We start from the raw sequence: 23321 nt of genomic DNA on the forward strand, positions 1-23321 counted from the left end.
GCGTCGCGGCTATGACGCCATCTTCCGCAGGATGCGGCGCGCGGTGCTCTGGATGTGGACCTCGTCGGGCCCGTCGTACAGGCGGGCCTCGCGGGCGTGCCGGTACATGCGCGACAGCGGGGTGTCGTCGGTGAGCCCCGCCGCCCCGTGCACCTGGACGGCGCGGTCGATCACGTCGTGCAGCATCCGCGCCCCCACGACCTTGATCGCGCCGATCTCGATTCTGGCCCCCTGCCCCAGGCTCAGGTCGCCCGCGTCGATCTGCTCGGCGGCCTGGAGGGTGAGCAGCCGGGCCGCCTGGATCTGGGTGTAGGAGTCGAACACGTGCTGCTGCATGAGCTGCTTGGCCGACAGCGGCCCGCCGAACGCGACGCGGGAGTCCAGCCGCGCGCACATCAGCTCGAACGCGCGCTGCGCCTGCCCGAGCCAGCGCATGCAGTGGAAGATCCGCCCGGGGCCGAGCCGCTCCTGGGCGATGACGAAGCCGTGCCCGCGCGGGCCGAGCAGGTTGTCGGCCGGGACCCGCACGTCCTCGTAGGCGACCTCGTAGTGGCCTCCGTGCAGGCCGAGCACCGGCGTCTCGCGGACGATCCGGTACCCGGGCGTGTCCGTCGGCACGATGATCATGCTGAACGCGCGGTGCGGGGACGCCGCGTCCGGCTCGGTGCGGCACATCACCGTCGTGTACGCGGCCTGCGCCGCCCCGGTGGTGAACCACTTGCGGCCGCGGATGACCCAGTGGTCGCCGTCCAGCTCCGCGGTGGTGCGCAGCCCGGTCGGGTCGGACCCGGCCACGTCCGGCTCGGTCATCGCGAACGACGGCGACACCTCGCCCTGGACCATCGGGGCCAGGTAGCGCTCGCGCCAGCGGGGGCTCGCGTACTGGTGCAGCATCAGCGAGTCCTGGAGCGTGAACGTGCCGAGCGCGAGCTGGCCCCACTCGCTGCGGCCCTGGACCTCGTTGACGTACACGTAGTCCAGGAACGGCAGCCCGCCCCCGCCGAGCCCGGCGGGATGGCCGAGGGCCCACAGCCCGGCCTCCTTGGCCTCGCCGCGGAGCCGGAGCAGCGCGTCGCGGGACTCCTCTCCCCCCGCGTTGAGCACGGGCTCGGCGGGTTCGACGCGCTCGGTCATGAACGCGTGCACCTCGTCCCGCACCTTGCGGATCCGGTCGGGCACGGGGAACAGCATCAGCCCTCCCCGGTCAGGTCGGCGGAGATGTCGCGGTCGCCGTAGCCCTCGGGCGCGGCGACCTCGACGACCGCCTCGGGACGGTCGTCGAACTCCAGCCGCAGCGCCCTGGCCATGGTGGCGTGCATCTCGTACATGCAGGTGATGTAGGTGAGCTGGAGGATCTCGCTGTCGGGCAGGTGCTCGCGCAGGATGTCGAAGATCTCGTCGGACACCCGCCCGCCGTCCAGGACGAGCGCGTCGGTGTAGGCCAGGACGGCGCGCTCCAGCCGCGAGTAGCAGTCGGCGGTCTGCCAGTGCGGGATCGCGCTGATCTTCTCCTCCGGCATGCCGAGCGCCCGCATCTGCTTGCAGTGCTGGGAGAAGACGAACTGGCTGCCGCGCGCCCAGCCGGCCCGGCACTGGCCGAGCTCGCGCAGGACGGGGTCGAGGGAGGCGTTGCGGTAGAGGGCGAAGCCGCGGACGGCGTGCCGGAAGACGTCCGGGGACTGGGCGAACACCGTCCACCAGTCGCCGGGCGTGCCGGTGGCCGTGCCGTGGTCGACGGCGGGGTCGCGGTCGGGGGCGAACAGGCGGTCGTAGAAAAAGAGGATCCGCTCGTCGGTGACCTCGGCGCGGGGGACCTCACGCAGGCGGGGCATCGTGCTCCTTCTCTAGCGGCGCGCGGCGGCGGGAGCGCCGTCGGCGGGGGCGGGGGCGGGGGCGGGCGGGACGGTGCGGTCGGCGGAGGTCCTCGGTTCGTGGGCGACGTCGGCTCCGGTGAACGACCGCGTCCAGCACGCGAACTCCAGCAGGATCCCATCGGGGTCCTGGAAGTAGAAGGACCGGACGAACACCCCGTCGTGCACCTCGCGCGACACCCCGGACGGGCTGTCGTCGTGGTTGAGGATCGGGCTGACCTCGACGCCCTTGTCCCTCAGCCGCCGCCGGTACTCCTCGAACCTGGCGGGCGGCACGTGGAAGGCGACGTGGTTCATCGAGCCGACGGCGCTGAGCAGCTCGCCCTGCTCGGGACGGGTCGCCGGGGCGGAGATCCCCGGCACGCCGTCGGGCGCGTCCGGGAACCAGAAGAACGCCACGCAGTCGCCGCCGCCGCAGTCGAAGAAGAAGTGCTGGCCCATCCCGCCGGGCAGGTCCAGCGTCTTGACCAGCGGCATGCCGAGCACGCCGGAGTAGAAGTCGATCGTGCGCCGCATGTCGGACGACACCAGCGCGAGATGGTTGATGCCGCCCAGCTCGAACTCGGTGTTCTGCGCGGTCATGGGACCTCCTCGGGAGCGGTGTGGCGCGCGCGCAGGTCCCGCTTGAGGACCTTGCCCGCGACGTTGCGGGGCAGTTCGGCGACGAACTCGACCCGGCGCGGCACCTTGTAGCCGCCCAGGCGTTCGCGCGCGAACGCGATGATGTCGCCGGCGGCGGCCTCGCCGGGCTCGGCCGCGCCGGGGCGCAGCACGACGGCGGCGTGGACCGCCTCGCCCCAGCGCGGGTCCGGGGCGCCGTAGACGGCCGCGTCCGCGACCGCGGGGTGGGCGTAGAGCACCTGCTCCACCTCGCGGGACGCGACGTTCTCGCCACCGGTGATGATCATGTCCTTGATCCGGTCGACGATGTAGACCATGCCCTCCGCGTCCCGCCGGACGACGTCGCCGGTGCGGAACCAGCCGTCGTGGAAGGCGGCGGCGGTCAGCTCGGGCTCGCGCCAGTAGCCCCGCGTCACCTGGTCGCAGCGGACCAGCATCTCGCCGGGCTCGCCGGGCGCGACGTCCTGGAACGCGGCGTCCACGATCCTGATGTCGGCGAGGTCCATGACGCGGCCGGCGGCGGCGAGCAGGTGCTCCTCGCCCGCGGCGGCGCGCCGGTGCTCGGCGATCCCGAAGTACAGGATGTTGCCGCCGAGCTCGGTCATCCCGAACCCCTGGTAGAAGTCGCAGCCGAGCACCCGCATGCCGCGCCGCAGCACCTCGGCGGGGATGGCGGACGCGCCGTACCCGATGGCCTGCAGGGTGCCCAGGTCGTGGTCCTCGATCCCGGGATGGTCGAGCAGGAACGCGATCATCGTCGGGGCCAGGCCGGTCTGGGTGACCTTCCACTCGGCGACCAGGCGCAGGAACGTCGCGTTGTCGTAGGCCCGCACGATCCCGACCGTCCCGGACCGCAGGTGGTTGACCAGCACCGCGTAGCCGCCCACGTGGCACAGCGGGAAGCAGAACAGGAACACGGTCTCGTCCGGGATCTCCCACTGCGCCGCCGAGCTCGTCACCCCGGTGACCAGGTTCCGGTGGGACAGCGGCACCCCCTTGGGCGTTCCGGTGGTGCCGCTGGTGTAGACGAGCCAGGCGGCGGAGTCCTCGTCGGCGCGGGGCGGCTCGGTGGCGGGCGCGGCCGCGACCAGGTCGGCGTAGGCGAGGTCGGCGGCGGCGTCCGGGCCGTCGAGGGCGACGAGGTGCTTCACGGTGGGCATCGCCTCGCGCAGCCCGCCCATCGCGGCGAGGTGCTCGGCGCTCACGATCAGCACCGTGGCCTGGGCGTGGTCGACCAGCGCGGCGATCTCGGACGGGTGCAGCCGGTGGTTGAGCAGGGTCAGCGCCATGCCCGCGGCCGGGACGCCGTAGTAGAGGTCGACGTACTCGGGCCGGTTCCCCGCCAGGACCGCGACCCGGTCGCCGGGCGCGGCGATCGACGGCAGCGCGTTGGCGACGCGCCGGACCCGGTCCCGCAGCCCGGCGAAGGTGATCGCCTCGTCCTCGAACCTCAGCGCGGTCCGCCCGGGGTGCTTGCGGGCCGCGTACTCGACGATGTCGTTGATCAGCATGGATCCTCCGGCCCGGTGCCGTCCATCGCGCCTCCTCGGAGTTGACTTGACAGTCATATCAAGTTGCTCGATGCTCGGATCCTGTTCCTGCCACCATCGGGTTGTCAACCCCGCCGGAGCGGCGGGAACGGGAGAGGGAGGACCACCACATGGGCAGCGGCGCGGATCCGGACCAGGCGCGGCCCGCGGACGGGGCGCGGCCGGCGGACGGGGGCGGGCAGCCGATGCCGCTCACCGAGCGCGGCGCCCGGACGCGGGAGCGGCTGCTCGCCGCCGCGCGGGAGGTGTTCGAGGAGCGCGGCTTCCTCGACACCCGGGTCGCGCACATCACCCGGCACGCCAAGGTCGCCTACGGGTCCTTCTACACCTACTTCCCGTCCAAGGAGGCGGTCTTCCTGGAGATCGCCGACCGCCTCTTCGAGGACATGACGCGGCACTCGGCCGTGCCCGGCCCCGGTTCCCGGCCCGCCGCCGACGGGCCGTCCGGCGCCCCCTCCCCCGCCGCGCGGATACGCCGCGCCAACCGCGCCTACTACGAGGCGTACCTGCGCAACGCCAGGATGATGGCGATCATCGAGCAGGTCGCGACGTTCAACGAGGAGTTCCAGGAGATGCGGCGCAAGCACCGCGCCCTCTCCGTCGGACGCTCCGCCAAGGCGATCGAGCGGTGGCAGCGCGCCGGGCTCGTCGCCGCCGACCTCGACCCCGAGACGACGGCCCGCGCGCTCGCCGCGATGGTCGACCACTCCCTGTACCTCTGGCTCGTCCAGGGCGAGGACCCGCCGGCCACGCGGCGGCTCCTGGACACCCTGGACACCCTCAACATCCGCGCCCTCGGCCTGCCGCCGGACGACTGACCCGCCCCATCCCCACGAGGAGACCCCGTGCACCAGGACCTCGCCGACCAGTTCATCACCGCCATCACGAGCGGCGACGCGGACACGCTCCGCGCCCTCTACGCGCCCGGCGCGAAGATCTGGCACAACGGGCCGGGCGAGGGCGGCGGGGCGGAGCAGGAGGTGGAGGACAACCTGCGGACGCTGCGCTGGCTCGCCCGCAACCTGGAGGACTTCCGCTACGAGGTGCTCCGCCGCGATCCGCTCCCGGACGGCTACGTGCAGCGGCACGTACTGCGCGGCCGCCTGCTGGACGCCGGCCGCACCCCGATCGAGGTGGCCGCCTGCCTGTTCGTCACCGTGGACGGCCGGGGCCGCATCGCGCGCATCGAGGAGTACGCCGACAGCAGGGGGGCCGACCCGCTGCACGCCCTCGCCGACGCGCAGCGCGCGGCCCGGTCATGACCGTGCAGGACGCGGCCCCCGCCGCCGGGACGGCCGAGGGGATCGCCGCGGCGCTCGCCGCCCTCCCGGCGCTGGCGGCGGAGGTGACCGGGCTGCGCCGGCTTTCGGGCGGGGCGAGCCGCGAGACCTGGGCGTTCGACGCCGGCGGCCGGGCCCTGGTGCTGCGCCGCGACCCGCCGGCGTCCCCCGACCCTGCGGCAATGGCCCGGGAGGCGGCGCTGCTCGCCGCCGCGGCGGCCGCGGGCGTGCCCGTCCCCCGGCTCGTGGACCACGGCCCGGACCTGCTCGGCCCGCCCTACCTGATCATGGAGCGGCTGGACGGCGAGACGATCCCGCGCCGCCTGCTGCGCGACGCGCGCTTCGCCGGGGTCAGGTCGCGCCTCGCCCGCGAACTGGGCGCCATCCTCGCGCGGCTGCACACGATCCCGCCCGGCGCCGTCCCGGGGCTGCCGGACGGCGATCCGCTGGAGGAGATCGCCGCGCGCTACGACGGCTTCGCCGAGCCGCGTCCCGCCGTGGAACTGGCGCTGCGCTGGCTGGACCGGCACCGTCCGGAGCCGTCCGCCCGCCGGTCGGTCGTGCACGGCGACTTCCGCAACGGCAACCTGATGGTCGGCGAGCCGGGCGTCCGCGGCGTCCTGGACTGGGAGCTGGCGCACGCCGGAGACCCGGCCGAGGACCTGGGCTGGCTGTGCGTGAAGGCGTGGCGGTTCGGCGCGCCCGATCCGGTCGGCGGCTTCGGCCCGCGCGAGGCGCTGCTGGAGGGGTACGCCGCGGCGGGCGGCACGCCGCCCGCGCCCGGGGCGCTGCGCTGGTGGGAGGTGTTCGGCACGCTGCGCTGGACGGTCCTGTGCCGCCACCAGGCCGAGCGCTTCCTGGACGGCTCCGACCCGTCGGTCGAGTACGCGGTGCTGGGCCGGAAGGTCTGCGAGCAGGAGCACGACCTGCTGCTGGCCCTGGGCCTGACCTCCCCCGTCACCGTCCCCGATCCGCTCGACGGCGACGGCGCCGCCGCCGGGGCGCGCGCGGCGTCGGTCCCGCACGACCGTCCCGGCGCGGCCGCCCTCATCGACGCGGCCGCCGCGTTCCTGGACGGCGCGGAGCAGCCCGACGAGCGGCTGCGCTTCCACGCCCGCGTGGCGGCGTCCGCGCTGCGCGTCGCCCGGCGCGAGCTGCTGCTGGGCGACGCGCACTGGGTCGCGCACCGCGAGCGCCTGCGCGCCCTGGGCTGCGCGGACGACGCGGACCTGGCCCTGGCCATCCGCACCGGCCGGCTCGACGGCCGGATGGAGGAGGTCGTGGCGGCGGTCCGCGCGTCCGTCGTGGACAAGCTGACGGTCGCCAACCCCCGCCACCTGTCGCTCCCCGCCTGATCAGAAGGGGCCGGCGCGGCCCAGGAGGGCGGGGGCGGGCTTGCCGAGCAGCTCGCCGAGCCAGATGCCCGTGGCGGCGACGGCCTCCATGTCGTACCCGGTGTCGATACCGCTGCGGTGCAGCGCGTACAGAAGGTCCTCGGTGGCGATGTTGCCGGTGGCGGCGGGCGCGAAGGGGCAGCCGCCGAACCCGCCGGCGGCGGCGTCCAGGACGGTGACGCCCTCGTCCACGGCGGTGAGGGCGTTGGCGTAGCCGGTGTTGCGGGTGTTGTGGAAGTGGAAGCGGAGCGGGGTGCCGGGGGCGGCCTCGCGCGTGCGCCGCGTCAGGTCGCGGACCTGCGCGGGGACGCCCACGCCGATCGTGTCGGCGAGCGCGATCTCCGAGGCCCCGGCCGCGTGCGCGCGGCGGGCGATCTCCGCGACCCGGGCGGGCGGCGTCTCCCCCTCGAAGGGGCAGCCGAAGGCGGCGGCGATCGTCACCCCGGCGGGCACGCCCGCGTCCGCGGCGGCCGCGGCGATCGCGTCCCAGGCGTCCAGCATCTCGGCGGTCGTGCAGCCCTGGTTGCGGACGCTGAACGTGTCGGAGGCGACCACGACCACGTTCACCTCGTCCACCCCGGCGGCGAGGGCGCGGTCGAGACCCCTCCGGTTGAGCACCAGGCCGCTGTAGGACACGCCGTCGCGGCGCGGCACGCCGGCCATGACCTCTTCGGCGCCCGCCATCTGCGGCACGCGCTTGGGGTTGACGAACGAGACGGCCTCGATCCGGCGCGCCCCGGCTTCCACGCAGCGGGTGATGAACGCGATCCTGTCCTCCGGGGACAGCGTGCGCGCTTCGTTCTGGAGGCCGTCCCGAGGACCGACCTCCAGCACTGTTGTATGCAATCTGTCTCCCAAGCTCGCAGTTTCCCTGTTCTTTCGACTATATTGCATGCAATACGTCAAGGAGTATCGATGGCCCGCGCCACTGACACCGCCTACGAGGCGGTGCGCCAGATGATCCTGTCCGGGGAGGCCGAGGCGGGCAGCAGGCTCGGCGAGGCCGAACTCGCCGAGACGCTGGGCCTCTCCCGCACCCCCGTGCGGGAGGCGCTGCAGCGCCTCGGCGCCGACGGGCTGGTCGAGGTGCTGCCGCACCGCGGCGCCCGGGTCGTGCGGTGGACGCGGAACGACCTGGCCGAGATCTTCGAGCTGCGCTCGCTGCTGGAGCCGTACGCGGCGGCGCGCGCGGCCCGGCTCGGCCAGGACGAGGCCGTCCTGGACGCTCTTCGCGGCCAGTGCGCGGCGATGGAGCGGGCCGCGGCGGACGGCGACCTCGGCAGGGTCGCCCAGCTGAACTCCCGCTTCCACGCCGCGGTCATCGACGCCTCCGGCAACCGCCGGCTGCCGGGGATGCTCACCTCGGTCATGCACGCCCCGCTGATCCTCGGCACCTTCCGCCGGTACGACGCGGACGCCATGGCCCGGAGCATGAACCACCACCGGGAACTGGTCGCGGCCATCACCGCGGGCGACCCGGACTGGGCCGAGTCGGTGATGCGCGCCCACGTGCGCGCCGCCGCGGCCCATCTCCGCGGCGCGACCGCCGCCGAGGACACCAGCGACCGGGAACGATGAACGACAGGGAACGATGAGCGAAGACACCTCCCCCCGAGCCTTGGGCGACCTGCGGGTCGTGGAGATGGGCCAGCTGCTGGCCGGCCCGTTCTGCGGCCAGCTCCTCGGCGACTTCGGCGCCGAGATCATCAAGATCGAGCCGCCGGGCGCCGGCGACCCGATGCGCGAGTGGGGGCGGGAGAAGCCGCACGGCAAGTCGCTGTGGTGGCCGATCCTCGCCCGCAACAAGAAGTCGGTCACCTGCGACCTGCGCACGCCCGAGGGGCAGGCGCTGGCCCGCCGCGTCATCGCGCGCGCCGACGTCCTGGTGGAGAACTTCCGCCCCGGCACGCTGGAGCGCTGGGGCCTGGCGCCCGCCGACCTGCACGCCGAGAACCCCGGGCTGATCATCACCCGGGTCACCGGGTACGGGCAGGACGGCCCGTACGCGCCCCGCGCCGGGTTCGGCTCGATCGGCGAGGCGATGGGCGGGATCCGGTACGTGACCGGCGATCCGGGCATGCCGCCGTCCCGCGCCGGGATCTCGCTCGGCGACGAGCTGGCGGGCACCTTCGCGGCGCTCGGCACCCTGGTCGCCGTGCACGCGCGGCACCGCACCGGGCGCGGCCAGGTCGTCGACTCGGCGCTGTACGAGGCCGTCCTGGCGATGATGGAGTCGCTGATCCCCGAGTGGGAGATCGCCGGCTACCAGCGCGAGCGCACCGGCTCGGTGCTGCCCAACGTCGCGCCCAGCAACGTCTACCCCACCAAGGACGGGCCGGTCCTCATCGCCGCCAACCGCGACACGATCTGGCGGCGGCTGGCGGCGCTGATGGACCGTCCGGAGCTGGCCGACGACGAGCGGTTCGCCACGCACGGCGCCCGCGGCGCCCACGCCGAGGAGCTCGACGACCTCATCGGCGCGTGGACGGCCGGGCAGGACTCGGCCGCGCTGCTGGAGCTCCTGCACGAGAACGGCATCCCGGCCGGGCTCACCTACCGTGCCAAGGACATGCTCGCCGACCCCCACTACCGGGCCCGCGAGGCCATCATCCGGATGGCCCACCCCGACTTCGGCGACTTCCCGATGCACAACGTGTTCCCGAAGCTGTCGTCCACTCCGGGCGAGGTCCGCTCCCTGGGCCCTGCCCTCGGCCAGCACAACGCCGACGTGTACGGCGGCCTCCTGGGCCTGGCGGACGAGGAGGTCGCCGCCCTGGCCGCCGCGGGCACCATCTGATCCGGCGGGCGCGGGCCCCGGGTCAGGTCGGCCGCGAGCAACGGTTCCGGCATCCGAGATCTCACGTTCATTCCGTAGTGCGTGGTAGATCATGAAACATCCCTATTTTCCGGATGTGACACACCGAACCACCTCGTGGACGCGGAAGGCCGCGCTCGCGGTGCTGACCGCCGCCGTCGCCGTACCGCTCGCCCTGGCCGGGCCCGCGCACGCCGCTCCCGAGCGGACCGCGCCCTTCCCCTATCCCGACGCCGAACTCACCCTCGTCAACCACCGCGGGCTGTCGCCCGGGTTCCCGGAGAACACGCTCGCCGCGTTCCGCAACTCGATCGCCATGGGCGTGGACGCCATCGAGATCGACCTGCGCCTCACCAAGGACGGCCAGATCGTCATCCTGCACGACGACACCGTCGACCGGACCACCGACGGCACCGGCCGGATCGGCGACCTCACGCTGGCCCAGGTCAAGGCGCTGGACGCGGGCGGCCACGCGGGCGAGGAGTTCGCCGGGGAGCGCGTCCCGACCTACACCGAGACGTTGGAGGCGGTCAAGGGCAGCGGCGTGCGCCTGCTGCTCGACATCAAGGACGCCTCGCGGGTCCCGGAGATCGTCCGGATCACCCAGGAGCACGGCATGGCCTCGCAGGTCATCGTGGGTCCGCGCACGGTCCAGGCGCTCGGCGAGTTCAAGCGGCTCGACCCGGGCCTGACCACCCTGGGCTTCATCGCCACCGCCGCGGACGCCGGCGCGTTCATCGACGCCGGCGTGGACTACATCCGGCTGTGGCCGGAGTGGATCACCGCGTCCCGGGACACCACCGAGTGCAAGGCCGACTACGCGGCCCGGGTCGCCGCCTACCAGCGCGGCGAGCGGTCGCATCCCGGCTCCGCCTCGTGCGCGGTGGAGGACGTCGTGTCGCGGGGCACGCCCGTCTGGTCGACGACCAACGACGCGGGCTACGAGGCGATGGACGAGCTGCTCGGCCTGGGCGCGACCGGGCTGCTCTCCGATGTCCCGGCGGTCCTCAAGCAACTGCTGGACGACATCGACGCCAAGCGGTTCACGACCGCGGCCCCGCAGATCGCGGAGCTGCGGGCGCACGTCAAGGCCGACCGCAAGGACCGGCACGACCGCGCGCTCAAGCAGGTGGAGAAGAACCTGAACCAGGCGCGCAAGTACGTGAGGGCCCGCGACGCCGGCCGCGCGTGCGGCGCGCTGCACGAAGCCTCGCGGGCAGGGTCCGGTTACGCCGGCGACATCGCCTCCGTCCGTTTCACCTTGGCCTGCTCGCGATTCGCCTAGCCAGGCGACCGGCATGATGAGAGGCCGATGAGGGCTTCTTCATCTGCGTTCGCCCGCGCCCGCTCGCTGACCTGGGAAACAGCGGACGGGCACGGGCGAAGGGCGAGGGCCCGCGACGAACGCGGGGGCGTTCTCCTCATCATGCGCCGCTAGCTTTCCGCGCCATGACCCCTCAGGACGCCCTTGGCGCACCTCCCGTCAGGCACGGGTCCCGGCCGGCGGACACGCCCCGCCGGCCGGGACGCGCCGTGCTGCCGATCGCGGCCGGGATCACCGCCGCGCTCGTCGCCGCCGATCTCGCCATCCGCGGCTTCCACCACTACGTCGAGCCGGTGCCGGCGCTGAGATGGGCGTTCAACGTCGGCGCCGAGGCGAACCTGGCCACCTGGTGGAACAGCACGCTGCTGCTCTCGGTGGCGGGGACGGCGCTCGTGGCGGCGGTGCTGTCCGGCCGGGACGCCCGTCCCGGCCGCCGCTCCTGGCTGGCGCTGGCGGCGGCCGCCGCCTGGCTCAGCATCGACGAGACGGTGCAGGTGCACGAACGGCTCGCCGGGCCCGGCCGCGCGTGGGCCCGCGAGCTCGGCCTCGCCCTCCCCACCTACGCCTGGGTCCTGCCGGGCGCGGCCCTCGCGCTGACCGGAACGCTCTGCGCGGTGCTGTGGGCCCGGCGCCTGCCGCCCGACCTGCGTCGCGGCCTGCTCGGCGCCCTGGCCGCCTACCTGACGGGCGCGCTGGTGGTCGAGAGCTTCAACGGATGGGCGCGCCGCCAGGGTGCCGACGTCGTCTACGCCGTCGGGACCAGCGTCGAGGAGGCCCTGGAGATGGGGGCGTGCCTGCTGGCCCTCGCCGTGCTCGCCAGGTTCGTCCTGCTCGGCCGCGACGCGCACACCGGACGCGTCGTGGTGCGCCTCCGCTGACCGCCCGCCCCTTTCACCGGGCGGGACGGCGCTGCGCTTCGAGCTGCCTCCGGAACCAGTGGTAGGACGCCTTGGGCGTGCGCTCCCACGTGGTGAAGTCGACGTGGACAAGCCCGAACCGCTGGTCGTACCCCTCGGCCCACTCGAAGTTGTCCAGCAGCGACCACACGAAGTAGCCGCGCACGTCCACCCCGGCCTCGACGGCCCGGTGCAGCGCGCGCAGATGGCCGTCCAGGTACTCGATCCGCTCCAGGTCGGGGCGGCCGGGCTCGTCCCGCGCCGAGCACCCGTTCTCGGTGACCAGGATCGGCGGGAGGGCGTCGCCGTACCGGTCGCGGAGCGCGACCAGCATCTCGCGCAGGCCGTCCGGCACGACCGGCCAGCCGAACGCGGTGGACGGGTAGCCCTCGATCGGGGTGTCCTGGAAGGGCAGGCCCGCGCCGTCGAGCCGGTCCCCGACCTCGCCGAGGACCGAGGCCCCGGACGGCCCGGACGGCGCGGGCGCCGTGTGCGGGGCGGCGACCATGGTCGGGCTGTAGTAGTTGACGCCGAGCCGGTCGATCGGGGCGGAGACGGTCCGGAGATCGCCGTCCCGGACGAACGGCGGGTCGCCGATCCCGAAGGCGGTCAGGTCGGGCAGGCGGCCCAGCAGCACCGGATCGGTGAACAGCCGGTTCTGCAGGGCGTCGAAGGCGGTGGCGGCGGCGCGGTCGGCGGACGAGCCGGTGGCGGCCCAGACGGGGCTGTAGTTGTTGGTGATCGCGATCTGGCCGGAGGTCCGTTCGCGCAGCGCGGGCACGGCGAGCCCGTGGCCGAGCAGCAGGTGGTGGGCCGCGGGCAGGGCGTCCAGCAGGAGCGCCTCGCCCGGTGCGTGGGTGCCGAGCCCGTAGCCCTCGGTCATGTGGACGAACGGCTCGTTCAGGGTGATCCAGGTCGGCACGCGGTCGCCCAGCCGGTCGGCGACCAGGGCCGCGTACTCGGCGAAGCGGTGGGCGGTGTCGCGGTTCATCCAGCCGCCGTCGTCCTGCAGCGCCTGCGGCAGGTCCCAGTGGTAGAGGGTCAGGGCGGGCGCGATGCCGCGTTCCGCGAGGGCGTCGACGAGGCGGTCGTAGAAGTCCAGGCCCGTGGCGTTGGCGGCGCCGCGACCCTCGGGCTGGATCCGGGGCCAGGCGACCGAGAAGCGGTAGGCGTTCACGCCCAGCCCGGCCATCAGCGCGAGGTCTTCGGGCCAGCGGTGGTAGTGGTCGCAGGCGATCGCGCCGGTGTCGCCGTTCTTGATCCGGCCGGGTGCGGCGCAGAAGGCGTCCCAGACGCTGGTGCCGCGGCCGTCCTCCGCGACCGCGCCCTCGATCTGGTACGCCGAGGTGGCCGTTCCCCAGAGGAAGCCGCCGGGAAAGCGGGGAAGCGCGTCGATGGTCGGCTCCTGCACGGTCCGCTCCTGCCTGCTCCGCCCCGAGACAACGTGAGAGACATTCATATTAGGCCACTGGGGCCCGACCGTTAACATGAGCCTTATTCACTTTCTTCCGGATCGGTGATATCCCTGCACCAACGGCCGTGGAACGATCCTCCACGGGACGCTCCCCCACGTCGAGGTGCGCATGTCCGACATCCGCCCCCTGTCGCGTTCCGCTCTGGCACCGCTCGCCCTGACCCTCGTCGCCCTCCTGCTCGCCGTCCTCGCCGCCCCCCTGCAACCCGCGACCGCCGCCGCGACCGCCGGACGGGTGCCCGAACCGGGCACCGGCGCGACCGGCGCCCCCTTCAAGGGGACGACCCCCGACGGGGAGGTGCGCGGGTACGTCGACGCGCACACCCACCTGATGGCGTACGAGGCGTTCGGCGGCAGGCTGTTCTGCGGCAAGCCCTTCGACCCCGCCGGCGTCCAGGCGGCGCTGCGCGACTGCTTCGACCACGCCGGCAACGGCGCCCTGGCCTGGTTCGAGAACTTCACCAGGCACGGCACCCCGCTGGGCACCCACGACCCGGTCGGCTGGCCGACGTTCAAGGACTGGCCCGCCTGGGACTCGCGCACCCACCAGCAGGCGTACCACACGTGGCTGGAGCGATCCTGGCGGGCCGGCCAGCGCGTCCTGGTCAACCACCTGGTCGCCAACCGGCAGATCTGCGAGATCTACCCGATCAAGAGCAACACCTGCGACGAGATGGACATCGTCCGGCTCGAGGCCCGGCGGATGACCGAGATGCAGGACTACATCGACCGGCTGAACGGCGGCCCGGGCAAGGGCTGGTTCCGGATCGTCCGCGGCGCCGCCGAGGCCCGGAAGGTGATCGAGGACGGGAAGCTGGCCGTGGTCCTCGGCGTCGAGGCGTCCGAGCCGTTCGGCTGCCGGCAGGCCGGCGGCCGGCCGGGATGCACGCGCGAGCAGATCGACCGGGGCCTGGACGAGATGAAGGACCTCGGCGTCAGCTCGATGTTCCTGTGCCACAAGTTCGACAACGCGCTGTGCGGCGTGCGGTTCGACTCCGGCACCACCGGCGTCATCGTGAACCTGGGCAATTTCCTGGGCACCGGGCGGTTCTGGCAGGTGGAACCGTGCACCGGGACCGAGCACGACAACGCGATCCAGCCGTCCGGCGCGCTGGGCGACCTGCTCCGGGGGCCGCTGAGCGGGCTCGGCCAGGCCGGGCTCACCCTGCCGCTGTATCCCAGCCCGCCGCACTGCAACGTGCACGGCCTCAGCGAGCTCGGCGAGTACGCGCTGAAGGGCCTGATCGACCGCAACATGATCGTCGAGATCGACCACATGAGCGTCAAGGCCGCCGACCGGACCCTCGCGATCCTGGAGGAGCACGACTACTCGGGCGTGGTGTCGTCGCACAGCTGGATGGACGGGAACTACGCGCGCCGCCTCTACCGGCTGGGCGGGATGATCACGGGGTACGGGCACGCGGCGGACCAGTTCGTCCGGGAATGGCGGGCCAACAAGGAGCACCGCGCCCCGGGCCGCGCCTTCGGGTACGGCTACGGCCTGGACGCCAACGGCATGGGCGCGCTGCCGCCGCCGCGCGCGGGCAACGACGGGAACCGGCTGCAGTACCCGTTCACCTCGCCGGTCGACCCCGGGGTGACGCTCGACCGGCAGCGCACCGGCCTGCGCACCTGGGACGTCAACACCGAGGGCGTCGCCAACTACGGCCTCGTCCCGGACTGGATCGCCGACATGCGCACCCTCGCCGGACCCGAGATCACCGAGGACCTGGCGCGCGGCGCGGAGGTCTACCTCCAGATGTGGCGGCGCGCCGAGACCGGGACCGGCTGACCGCGGGCGGCCCGCCGCTCATGCCCCGAAGCGGCGGGCCACCTCGTGGAAGGCCTCCTTCGGCTCCCACCGCCCGGGGTCGTCGGCGGACACCTTCACCACGCCGAACCCGGCCATGTCGAGGTCGCGGCCCGGGTCGGCGCGGTGGGGGAAGTCGCGCATGGCGAAGGTGAACACGAAGCAGCCGTCCACGCCGTGCTCGCCGTACAGGCCGATGAGGTCGGAGAGGTAGGCGGCCTGCGTGCGCTCGTCGCGCACGTGGCCGTCCCGGACGCGGGGCGGGTCGGCGAACCAGCGGACGATCCGGAACGACCCCGGCCCCATCAGGTCGGCGCCGGTGAACGCGCCGCAGCCGAACTCGGTGACCACCACCGGCTTGCCGTCGTCCCGCCGCAGGGCGCGCAGCCTCTCCTCGTAGCCGGCGTGGTCGGTGCCCAGGCGGTAGAGGTTGATCCCGACGATGTCGAAGCCCGACCAGTCCACGTCCTCCCAGAAGCCGGCGGCGTAGGTGACGGGACCGCGGAAGGAGCGCCGCGCGGTGGCGAGGGCGTCGGCGAGCAGCGCGTTGAGCCCGCGGGTGACGCGGCGGTCGAACAGGCGCCGCAGCCGCGGCCGGACCAGCACCTGCAGGCGGACGAAGACGCGCGGCCCGGGGAGCATCCCCGGCGCGGTGAGGGAGAACTCGCTGCCCACCAGGAGCGTGACCCGGTCCGGGAACCGGGCGCGCAGTTCCTCGGCCGCGGCCGCCGTGGCGGCGAGGTGGTCCAGCAGTTCCCGGTGGGGCCGGTCGGGGAGGTAGGGCCTGATGTAGACCGCGAGCCCCAGTTCCAGGGCCTGCCGGGCGGCCTCGATCTGCCGCGCGGTGTCGGTGCCGATGAGCATCACCGTCGTGCAGTGCAGCGCGTCGCGGACGGCGGCCAGATCGCGGCGCACGACCTCGGGCGGCAGCTCCTCGACGGTGTAGGAGATCCCCTTGATCGTCAGCGGCATGCCCCGACGCTAACCGCACCGGTCCGGGTGGACGACCGCCTTCCGGCCACGGCCCATGGACCAAAGTCGAGGGGCGGAATCACCCGAAACCGGCGATGCACGTGCATATGCACGTTACATCCGGTCGGCGAAGGCGATCACTGGCCTTAAGCTGACAACCATGTCCGACGGCCGCCCCGCCTGCGCATGCATCATCTGCCACGACTACGGCGATCGCGACCGCCTGGACAACTTCCAACTCCGCACGATCGTGCACATCACCCAGTACGGCTGGAGCGTCGTCCTGGTCCCCGCCGGCGACTCGGCGCCGGGCTGGGCGTACACCATCGGGCTCTGGCACAGCCACCGCTCCCCGGAACTGGCCATGTTCGGCGGCGACGTGTACGAGATGGAGGAGATCCTCAACTCCCTCGGCCGCGCGGTCGCCGAGGACAGCGCGCCCGCCGACGGCGAGCAGCGCGACGACGTCGTCCGGGGCCGCCCGGCCGCCTTCCGCTCCGTCGACACCCGCTGGTACGAGGGCGCCTTCGGCGGCGCCGTCGCCTTCTACCGCCGCCCGCCGCTGCCCTTCCTCCAGGTGGTGTGGCCCGACCAGAACGGCCTGTACCCGTGGCAGCCCGGCACCGAACTGCCCTTCCGCCGCGCCCAGCCCTGGCTGTGGCTCGACCCGCGCCAACACCCCGAGGGCGCCTGGACGCACCGGCTGTCCGCCCCCGCCACCGGGGCCTAGGGCCTGGGCATAGGGTCGGCGGGTGCACCGGCCGATCACCGAGACCGTCGAAACGCCGCGGCTGCGGCTCGAACCGCTGGCCGTCCACCACGCCGAGGAGATGGCGGACGTGCTCGGCGACGCCCGGCTGCACCGCTACATGGGCGGCGCCCCGCTCACCCTGGAGGAACTGCGGGCCCGGTACGAGCACCTGGCCGCCGGCCCCTCGCCGTTCCACCAGGAGCAGTGGCTCAACTGGATCGTGCGGCGGCGCCGGGACGGCCGCGCCGTCGGCACCGTCCAGGCCACGGTGACCCCCGGCCGGGACGGGCCGCGGGCCTCGGTGGCGTGGGTGGTCGGCATGCCCTACCAGGGGTTCGGGTTCGCGTCCGAGGCCGCCCGCGCGCTCGTGGACTGGCTCACCGCGCACGGCGTGCGGCACGTGGCCGCCAACGTGCACCCCGCCAACCTCGCCTCCGCCGCCGTCGCCCGCCGCGCGGGCCTGCGCCCCACGGGTGAGTTCGCCGGGGACGAGGAGGTCTGGAGCGACGAGCGGGACTCCTGAGCCCCCGAAAAGGGGGAAATTTCCCGCTCTGGAGGCGGCGCTACCCGCCCGGCCGGCCGTACCTCCAGGTGAGCCGGTCCCTTTCGGCCTTCCGCTCACGGAGAGGAGTCGGCCCATGGCCTCCCGAGCCCCGGACGTTCAGCGCTCCCCGCGGGAAGACCCCCTCGCGGTGCTGGGCGCCGTCGTGCTGCCGGGCGTCGAGCCCGCCGTCGCGCTGGTGCGCCGGTACGCGCGGGCGCTGCTCGGCCCGGGCTTCCCCGGACTGTACGAGCTCACCGTCGTGGCCAGCGAACTCTTCACCAACGCCGTGCGGCACTCCCGTTCGGGGCGCCTCCCGGGGGACGGCGGCGCCGGCCAGGTCACGATCACCTTTCTCACCGGTGAGAACCTCCTCCGGCTGGAGATGGCCGACCAGGGGGGAGCCGGTTCACCGCGGCTGCGCGCCCCCGACGACAATGGTGAGAGCGGGCGCGGCCTGCACGTGGTCGAGGCGCTGAGCCTGGCCTGGGGCGCGGAGCGGCGGGGGCGCCACACCGTGGTGTGGGCGGAGTTCGCCCTCGGCGGCCGCGGCCCGGCGCGGTGAACCGCCCCGTTCCCCGCGTGCCGGTCCCGGTGGTCCGGCGGGTAGGGGAAAATCGAAGGCCGGGACGGTGGCAACTCGTGCCACGCCGGACCCGAAAGGTGGGGAGATGCAGGAGGTGTGGCCCGGCGAGGCCTACCCCCTGGGCGCCACATGGGACGGCACCGGGACCAACTTCGCGCTGTTCTCCGAGGCCGCGGAGCACGTGCAGCTGTGCCTGTTCGACGCGGGGGGCCGGGAGACGCGCCACGACCTGCCCGAGGTCGACGGGTTCGTCTGGCACGGCTACCTGCCCGGCGTCGGCCCCGGCCAGCGCTACGGCTACCGGGTGCACGGCCCGTACGAGCCGCGCGAGGGCCACCGCTGCAACCCGTCCAAGCTGCTGATCGACCCGTACACCAAGGCGGTGGAGGGCGTTACGCGGGGCGAGCTGCTCAGCTGGCATGAGTCGCTGTTCTCCTACCGCTTCGCCGACCCCGACGCCCTCAACACCGACGACAGCGCCCCCTACATGCCGAAGAACGTGGTGATCAACCCGTTCTTCGACTGGGGCGACGACCGGCCGCCGCGGGTGCCCTACCACGAGAGCCTGATCTACGAGGCGCACGTGAAGGGGCTGACCAGGCTGCACCCGGCGATCCCGGCGGAGCGGCGCGGCACCTACGCGGCGCTGGCCCACCCGGTGATGATCGACCACCTCACCGATCTCGGGGTGACGGCGGTGGAGCTGATGCCGGTCCACCAGTCCGTCCCCGAGCACGCGCTCGTGGCGCGCGGCCTGACCAACTACTGGGGCTACAACACGCTGGGCTACCTGGCGCCGCACAACGCCTACAGCTCCTCCGGGCAGCTGGGCGAGCAGGTGCTGGAGTTCAAGGCGATGGTGCGGGCGCTGCACGCGGCGGGCATCGAGGTGATCCTCGACGTGGTCTACAACCACACCGCCGAGGGCGACCACCTGGGGCCGACGCTGTCGTTCCGGGGCATCGACAACGCCGCCTACTACCGGCTGCGCGACGACGACAAGCGCTACCACCTCGACTACACCGGCTGCGGGAACTCGCTGAACGTGCGCAGCCCGCACGCGCTCCAGCTGATCATGGACTCGCTGCGGTACTGGGTGCTGGAGATGCACGTCGACGGGTTCCGGTTCGACCTGGCCTCGGCGCTGGCCCGGGAGCTGCACGACGTCGACCGGCTGGCGGCGTTCTTCGACCTGGTCCAGCAGGACCCGGTGGTGTCGCAGGTCAAGCTGATCGCCGAGCCGTGGGACGTGGGCGAGGGCGGCTACCAGGTCGGCAACTTCCCGCCGCTGTGGACCGAGTGGAACGGCAAGTACCGCGACACCGTCCGCGACTACTGGCGGGGGAAGCCCGCGACGCTGCCGGAGTTCGCGTCCCGGCTGACCGGGTCCAGCGACCTGTACGAGAACAGCTCGCGCCGCCCGTTCGCGTCCATCAACTTCGTGACCTGCCACGACGGCTTCACGATGCACGACCTGGTCTCCTACGACACCAAGCACAACGAGGCCAACGGCGAGAACAACCGGGACGGCACCGACGACAACCGCTCCTGGAACTGCGGCACCGAGGGCCCGACCGACGACACCGGCATCCTCACGCTGCGGGCGCGGCAGCGCCGCAACTTCCTGGCGACGCTGTTCCTGTCGCAGGGCGTGCCGATGCTCTCGCACGGCGACGAGTTCGGCCGCACGCAGCACGGCAACAACAACGCCTACTGCCAGGACGACGAGCTGGCCTGGGTGCCCTGGGACTCCGGCGCCGCGACGGCCGGCGACCTGGAGTTCGTCCGGATCCTGTCCCGGCTGCGGCGCGACCACCCGATCTTCCGCCGCCGGCGGTTCTTCACCGGCGGCGAGCCCGGCGCCGAGCCCGCCGACATCGCCTGGCTGACCCCGGGCGGCGACCCGATGACCGACCACGACTGGCACGCGGGCTTCGCCAAGTCGCTGGGCGTCTTCCTCAACGGCGACGCGATCAGCGAGCCCGACCCGCGGGGCCGCAGGATCGAGGACGACTCGTTCCTGCTGCTGTTCAACGCCCACTCCGAGCCGGTGGGGTTCGTCCTGCCCGGCCCCGAGTACGGCGAGCGCTGGGAGTACACCCTCGACACCGCCGACCCGCGGGCCGTCGGGGAGCGCCCGCGGGTCAAGGCCCGCGACCAGGTGACGGTGGTCAGCCGCTCGCTGACCGTGCTGCGCCGCCTGGCCTGACGGCCGGGCCGCGCGGCGGCGGGTGTCAGCCGTGGCTCGCCTCGATCGCGGTCAGGAACACCAGCACGAACGTGGCGATCGCGACCACGCCGTGCACGGTGACGGCCACCGCCGGGAACGGCTGCTCGGCGCCCCTGGCGTGCCGCCCGCCCCGTCCCACCAGCCAGCGCGTGAACAGCAGGAACCCCTGGAGGATCACCACCAGCAGCGCCGTGAACGCTACCCACGCGTACCCCGCCCGTCCCGTCGCCAGGTAGGCCACCCAGGCCGCCAGGCCGACGAGCGCGGCCAGCGGATGCCCCACGACGACCAGGACCGGGTACCGCGTCACCTTCGTCGCCTGCTCCATCAGGCCGCCCTGCGCCAGCCACCCGGCCATCAGGTACGTCCCGCCGCCCGCGGCGATGATCCATGTGCCCAGTGCTGCGTACTCCACCTCCCGCTCCTTCCGGTGCGGTTCTCCCTCTGGTGGCAGGTAGTGTCCCGCCGGTGACCCGGCGACATGACGGAAACGTGAGTATCGCAGCACAGAACGTTATGGAATGTGTCCGCCGCGTGCACGGACCGCCGGTCCCGCACCCGGCCCTCAGCGCGGCGCGCGGTACCTTGACGCCATGCTGATGCGGCGCCTGTCCCCCGACGAGAGCCCGGTCGACCCGGCGGAGGCGTACGCGTACCCGTCCCCCGGCCTGTGGGTGCGCGCGAACATGATCGCCAGCGTGGACGGGGCCGCGACGCTGGAGGGGCGCAGCGGCGGACTGGGCGGCGCGGCCGACCGGCACCTGTTCTCGGTCCTGCGCGGGCTCGCCGACGCGATCGTCGTGGGCGCCGGGACGGTGCGCGCCGAGGGGTACGGCCCGCCCCGCCCCGCCCCCGCCTGGGGATCGCTGCGCGCCGGCCGCTCCACCACCCCGGCCCTGGTGATCGTCTCCCGGTCGCTGGACCTCGACTTCGGCGCCCCCGCCTTCACCGAGGCCGCCCCGGACGCCCCGACGGTCGTGCTGACCGCCGAGGACGCCGACCCGGACCGGCTGCGGGCCGCCCGCGACCGCGCCGAGGTGATCACGGCGGGCCGGGACCGGGTCGACTTCCCCGCCGCGTTCGCCCGGCTCGCCGCGGCCGGCCGTCCCCGGCTGCTGTGCGAGGGCGGGCCGGCGGTGCTGGCGCAGGTCACCGCGGCGGGCGCGCTCGACGAACTGTGCCTGACGCTGAGCCCCGTGCTCGGGGCGGGCCCGGCGCCGCGCGTCCTGGACGGGGCGCCGCTGCCCAAGCCGGAGGAACTGCGCCTCGCCCACGCCCTCCAGGCCGCGGAAGACCTCCCCGAGGAGGAGGGCTTCCTCTTCCTCCGCTACGTGCGGAGGCGGTAGCGCAGGAACAGCACGCCCTCGTCCAGGTAGATCGCGGCCGGGTCCAGCGGGACCTCGGCCGGAAGCCCGGTGAGCAGCCGCGTGTGCCGCGCGCCGCCGAGGAGGGCGGGGGCGATGTTGAGGCACAGCTCGTCCACCAGACCGGCCCCGATCAGCGCGGCGGCCAAGGCGGGGCCGCCCTCGCACAGCAGCCGCGGACGCTCCTCCCGCAGGGCGCCGACGGCGGCGGCCAGGTCGATCTCCTCCTCCCCCGCCGTGATCACCGGAATCCGGGACGGGACGCCCGCCCGCTCCCGCGCCGCCCGCGAGGTGACCACGACCGTCGGGGTCTCGGCCTCGGTGAACAGCGGCAGCGACCAGTCCAGGTCCAGCGACCGGCTCACCACGGCGATCGGCGCGGGCGGCCCGCCGCGCCGCGCCCGCAGGTCGGCGCGGAGCCGGGCGGGCCCCAGCCGCCCGGTGCGGACGGTGCCCGCGCCGACCAGGATCGCGTCCGCCAGCGCCCGCAGCGTGCGGAAGACCCGGAAGTCGGCGGCCCCGCCCAGCCCGTCGGTCCAGCCCTCGGCGTCGGTCACCGACCCGTCCGCGCTCATCACCATCCCCAGCCGCAGCGCGGGCGCGTCGGCATAGGCCTCGTAGGGGTCGACATCGGCGGCGGGACCGGGCAGCAGGCGGCGCATAGCCGCAGGTTAACGGCCCCCGATGGGGCGCGTTGTCAGTGGTGGGGACCATGATGGGGGGATGGACCTGCCGATCAGCCCGCCGCTGTCGCCGATGCTGGCCAAAGCGGTCAAGACCATGCCCCAGGGCGACCTGCTGTACGAGCCGAAGTGGGACGGCTTCCGCTGCATCGTCTTCCGCGACGGCGACGAGGTGGAGCTGTCCAGCCGCGGCGAGCGCCCGCTGACCCGCTACTTCCCCGAGCTGGTCGAGGCGGTGAAGCGGGAGCTGCCCGAGCGGTGCGTGGTGGACGGCGAGATCGTGCTGCGCCAGGGCTCGCGGCTCGACTTCGAGCGGCTCCAGTGGCGCATCCACCCGGCCGCGTCCCGGATCAAGCTGCTCTCCGAGCAGATCCCCGCCTCGTTCGTCGCCTTCGACCTGCTGGCCCTCGGCGACGAGTCGCTGCTGGAGGTGCCGCTGGGCGAGCGGCGCCGGCGCCTGGTCGAGACGCTGCGCGAGGCGAAGGCGCCGATCCACGTGACGCCCGCCTCCGACTCCTACGAGCTGGCGCTGCGCTGGTTCGACGAGTTCGAGGGCGCCGGGCTCGACGGCGTCATCGCCAAGCCGCTCGGCATCGGCTACGAGCCCGACAAGCGGGTGCTGTTCAAGGTCAAGCACGAGCGCACCGCGGACTGCGTGGTCGCGGGCTTCCGCTGGCACAAGTCCGGCCCGATCGTGGGCTCGCTGCTCCTCGGCCTCCACAACGCCGAGGGCCACCTGCAGCACGTCGGGGTGGCGGCCTCGTTCACCATGAAGCGGCGGGCCGAGCTGGTCGAGGAGCTCAAGCCGTACCGGATGGACGACTACACCGGCCATCCGTGGGAGGGCTGGGCGCGGCAGGCCGACGCGGAGGCCACCGGCGACCGGATGCCGGGCGCGGTCTCCCGCTGGACCGGCAAGAAGGACCTGTCCTGGGTGGCGCTGCGGCCCGAACTGGTGGCCGAGGTGGCCTACGAGGGCATGGAGGGCGACCGGATCCGCCACACCGCCCGCTTCCGCCGCTGGCGCCCCGACCGCACCCCCGAATCCTGCAACTACGAGCAGCTCGAAGTGCCCATCGCCTACGACCTCGACAATATTTTCTCTCGTTGATTGCGTGCGCGAGCCGCACTCGTCGCTAGCGCTCCTCGCTTGTCGCGC

23 protein-coding genes are annotated in these 23321 nt (G+C 73.6%); 14 read left to right on the forward strand and 9 right to left on the reverse strand.

The window, feature by feature from the left end; genetic code table 11:
• Positions 1-9 precede the first annotated feature (9 nt).
• Genes ACZ466_RS05165 through ACZ466_RS05180 form a run of 4 tightly spaced genes read right to left on the reverse strand, consistent with a single transcriptional unit; the run spans position 10 to position 4003 of the window.
• A complete protein-coding gene (locus ACZ466_RS05165; protein ID WP_378288273.1) occupies positions 10-1191 on the reverse strand; it encodes an acyl-CoA dehydrogenase family protein in 1182 nt (393 codons plus the stop codon).
• Positions 1191-1832, reverse strand: coding sequence for a carboxymuconolactone decarboxylase family protein (locus tag ACZ466_RS05170; RefSeq protein ID WP_378288272.1), 642 nt, complete (start codon positions 1830-1832; stop codon positions 1191-1193). Before ACZ466_RS05170 ends, ACZ466_RS05165 begins: the two co-directional genes overlap by 1 nt.
• Positions 1833-1844: 12 nt before the next feature.
• Complete coding sequence (locus ACZ466_RS05175) at positions 1845-2453, reverse strand: VOC family protein (RefSeq protein WP_378288271.1); 609 nt, start codon at positions 2451-2453, stop codon at positions 1845-1847.
• Entirely contained in the window at positions 2450-4003 is a 1554-nt protein-coding gene (locus ACZ466_RS05180) for a class I adenylate-forming enzyme family protein (RefSeq protein WP_378288270.1), read from the reverse strand. The genes ACZ466_RS05175 and ACZ466_RS05180 overlap by 4 nt, the downstream gene beginning before the upstream one ends.
• Before the next feature lie 149 nt (positions 4004-4152).
• On the opposite strand from ACZ466_RS05180, the gene ACZ466_RS05185 reads away from it, so the two are divergent.
• From ACZ466_RS05185 to ACZ466_RS05195, 3 genes are read left to right on the forward strand one after another with little or no spacing between them, the layout of a single operon-like run.
• Positions 4153-4860 (forward strand): TetR/AcrR family transcriptional regulator, encoded by a 708-nt coding sequence (locus tag ACZ466_RS05185; protein WP_378288269.1) that lies wholly within the window; start codon positions 4153-4155, stop codon positions 4858-4860.
• Positions 4861-4887: 27 nt separating this feature from the next.
• Complete coding sequence (locus tag ACZ466_RS05190; protein WP_378288268.1) at positions 4888-5304, forward strand: nuclear transport factor 2 family protein; 417 nt, start codon at positions 4888-4890, stop codon at positions 5302-5304.
• Positions 5301-6677, forward strand: a complete 1377-nt coding sequence (locus tag ACZ466_RS05195) for a phosphotransferase family protein (protein WP_378288267.1) — start codon at positions 5301-5303, stop codon at positions 6675-6677. The genes ACZ466_RS05190 and ACZ466_RS05195 overlap by 4 nt, the downstream gene beginning before the upstream one ends.
• Here ACZ466_RS05195 and ACZ466_RS05200 read toward each other — a convergent pair whose 3' ends face one another.
• Positions 6678-7610: a hydroxymethylglutaryl-CoA lyase gene (locus ACZ466_RS05200; protein ID WP_378288266.1), complete on the reverse strand. Its 933-nt coding sequence runs from the start codon at positions 7608-7610 to the stop codon at positions 6678-6680.
• A gap of 21 nt (positions 7611-7631) precedes the next feature.
• Here ACZ466_RS05200 and ACZ466_RS05205 point away from each other — a divergent pair, with 21 nt between their 5' ends.
• The 4 genes from ACZ466_RS05205 to ACZ466_RS05220 all read left to right on the forward strand — a co-directional run bounded on the left by ACZ466_RS05205 (position 7632) and on the right by ACZ466_RS05220 (position 11733).
• Positions 7632-8294 (forward strand): GntR family transcriptional regulator, encoded by a 663-nt coding sequence (locus ACZ466_RS05205; protein WP_378288265.1) that lies wholly within the window; start codon positions 7632-7634, stop codon positions 8292-8294.
• 13 nt (positions 8295-8307) lie between these two features.
• A complete protein-coding gene (locus ACZ466_RS05210; protein WP_378288264.1) occupies positions 8308-9513 on the forward strand; it encodes a CaiB/BaiF CoA transferase family protein in 1206 nt (401 codons plus the stop codon).
• Positions 9514-9628: 115 nt separating this feature from the next.
• A complete protein-coding gene (locus ACZ466_RS05215) occupies positions 9629-10816 on the forward strand; it encodes a glycerophosphodiester phosphodiesterase (RefSeq protein ID WP_378288263.1) in 1188 nt (395 codons plus the stop codon).
• A gap of 248 nt (positions 10817-11064) precedes the next feature.
• The gene (locus ACZ466_RS05220; protein ID WP_464042924.1) at positions 11065-11733 is read left to right on the forward strand and encodes a hypothetical protein; all 669 of its coding nucleotides are present in this window, start codon (positions 11065-11067) and stop codon (positions 11731-11733) included.
• A gap of 13 nt (positions 11734-11746) precedes the next feature.
• Here the strand turns inward: ACZ466_RS05220 and ACZ466_RS05225 are convergent, their stop codons facing one another.
• Complete coding sequence (locus ACZ466_RS05225) at positions 11747-13210, reverse strand: glycoside hydrolase family 1 protein (protein WP_378288261.1); 1464 nt, start codon at positions 13208-13210, stop codon at positions 11747-11749.
• A gap of 124 nt (positions 13211-13334) precedes the next feature.
• Here ACZ466_RS05225 and ACZ466_RS05230 point away from each other — a divergent pair, with 124 nt between their 5' ends.
• Positions 13335-15017 (forward strand): Coagulation factor 5/8 type domain-containing protein, encoded by a 1683-nt coding sequence (locus tag ACZ466_RS05230; protein ID WP_378288260.1) that lies wholly within the window; start codon positions 13335-13337, stop codon positions 15015-15017.
• An 18-nt stretch (positions 15018-15035) separates the two neighbouring features.
• Here the strand turns inward: ACZ466_RS05230 and ACZ466_RS05235 are convergent, their stop codons facing one another.
• Positions 15036-16007 (reverse strand): hypothetical protein, encoded by a 972-nt coding sequence (locus ACZ466_RS05235; RefSeq protein WP_378288259.1) that lies wholly within the window; start codon positions 16005-16007, stop codon positions 15036-15038.
• A gap of 160 nt (positions 16008-16167) precedes the next feature.
• Between ACZ466_RS05235 and ACZ466_RS05240 the strand changes: the two genes are divergently transcribed.
• The 4 genes from ACZ466_RS05240 to glgX all read left to right on the forward strand — a co-directional run bounded on the left by ACZ466_RS05240 (position 16168) and on the right by glgX (position 20094).
• Positions 16168-16737, forward strand: coding sequence for a DUF4262 domain-containing protein (locus ACZ466_RS05240; RefSeq protein WP_378288258.1), 570 nt, complete (start codon positions 16168-16170; stop codon positions 16735-16737).
• 22 nt (positions 16738-16759) lie between these two features.
• Positions 16760-17281 carry a GNAT family N-acetyltransferase gene (locus ACZ466_RS05245; RefSeq protein ID WP_378288257.1) on the forward strand — a complete coding sequence of 174 codons (522 nt, stop codon included), beginning with the start codon at positions 16760-16762 and terminating at the stop codon, positions 17279-17281.
• A gap of 115 nt (positions 17282-17396) precedes the next feature.
• Positions 17397-17864 carry an ATP-binding protein gene (locus tag ACZ466_RS05250; RefSeq protein ID WP_378288256.1) on the forward strand — a complete coding sequence of 156 codons (468 nt, stop codon included), beginning with the start codon at positions 17397-17399 and terminating at the stop codon, positions 17862-17864.
• A 106-nt stretch (positions 17865-17970) separates the two neighbouring features.
• A complete protein-coding gene (gene glgX / locus ACZ466_RS05255) occupies positions 17971-20094 on the forward strand; it encodes a glycogen debranching protein GlgX (protein ID WP_464042928.1) in 2124 nt (707 codons plus the stop codon).
• Between the two features lie 25 nt (positions 20095-20119).
• On the opposite strand, the gene ACZ466_RS05260 is transcribed toward glgX, so the two are convergent.
• Positions 20120-20530: a hypothetical protein gene (locus tag ACZ466_RS05260; RefSeq protein ID WP_378284475.1), complete on the reverse strand. Its 411-nt coding sequence runs from the start codon at positions 20528-20530 to the stop codon at positions 20120-20122.
• Between the two features lie 178 nt (positions 20531-20708).
• Here ACZ466_RS05260 and ACZ466_RS05265 point away from each other — a divergent pair, with 178 nt between their 5' ends.
• Positions 20709-21461, forward strand: a complete 753-nt coding sequence (locus ACZ466_RS05265) for a dihydrofolate reductase family protein (RefSeq protein WP_378284474.1) — start codon at positions 20709-20711, stop codon at positions 21459-21461.
• Here ACZ466_RS05265 and ACZ466_RS05270 read toward each other — a convergent pair.
• The gene (locus tag ACZ466_RS05270; protein WP_378284473.1) at positions 21443-22141 is read right to left on the reverse strand and encodes a dihydrofolate reductase family protein; all 699 of its coding nucleotides are present in this window, start codon (positions 22139-22141) and stop codon (positions 21443-21445) included. The genes ACZ466_RS05265 and ACZ466_RS05270 overlap by 19 nt on opposite strands.
• A gap of 61 nt (positions 22142-22202) precedes the next feature.
• Between ACZ466_RS05270 and ACZ466_RS05275 the strand changes: the two genes are divergently transcribed.
• Positions 22203-23273, forward strand: a complete 1071-nt coding sequence (locus ACZ466_RS05275; protein WP_378284472.1) for an ATP-dependent DNA ligase — start codon at positions 22203-22205, stop codon at positions 23271-23273.
• Positions 23274-23321: the final 48 nt, after the last annotated feature.

It is taken from the genome of Actinomadura rugatobispora, from assembly GCF_055379765.1.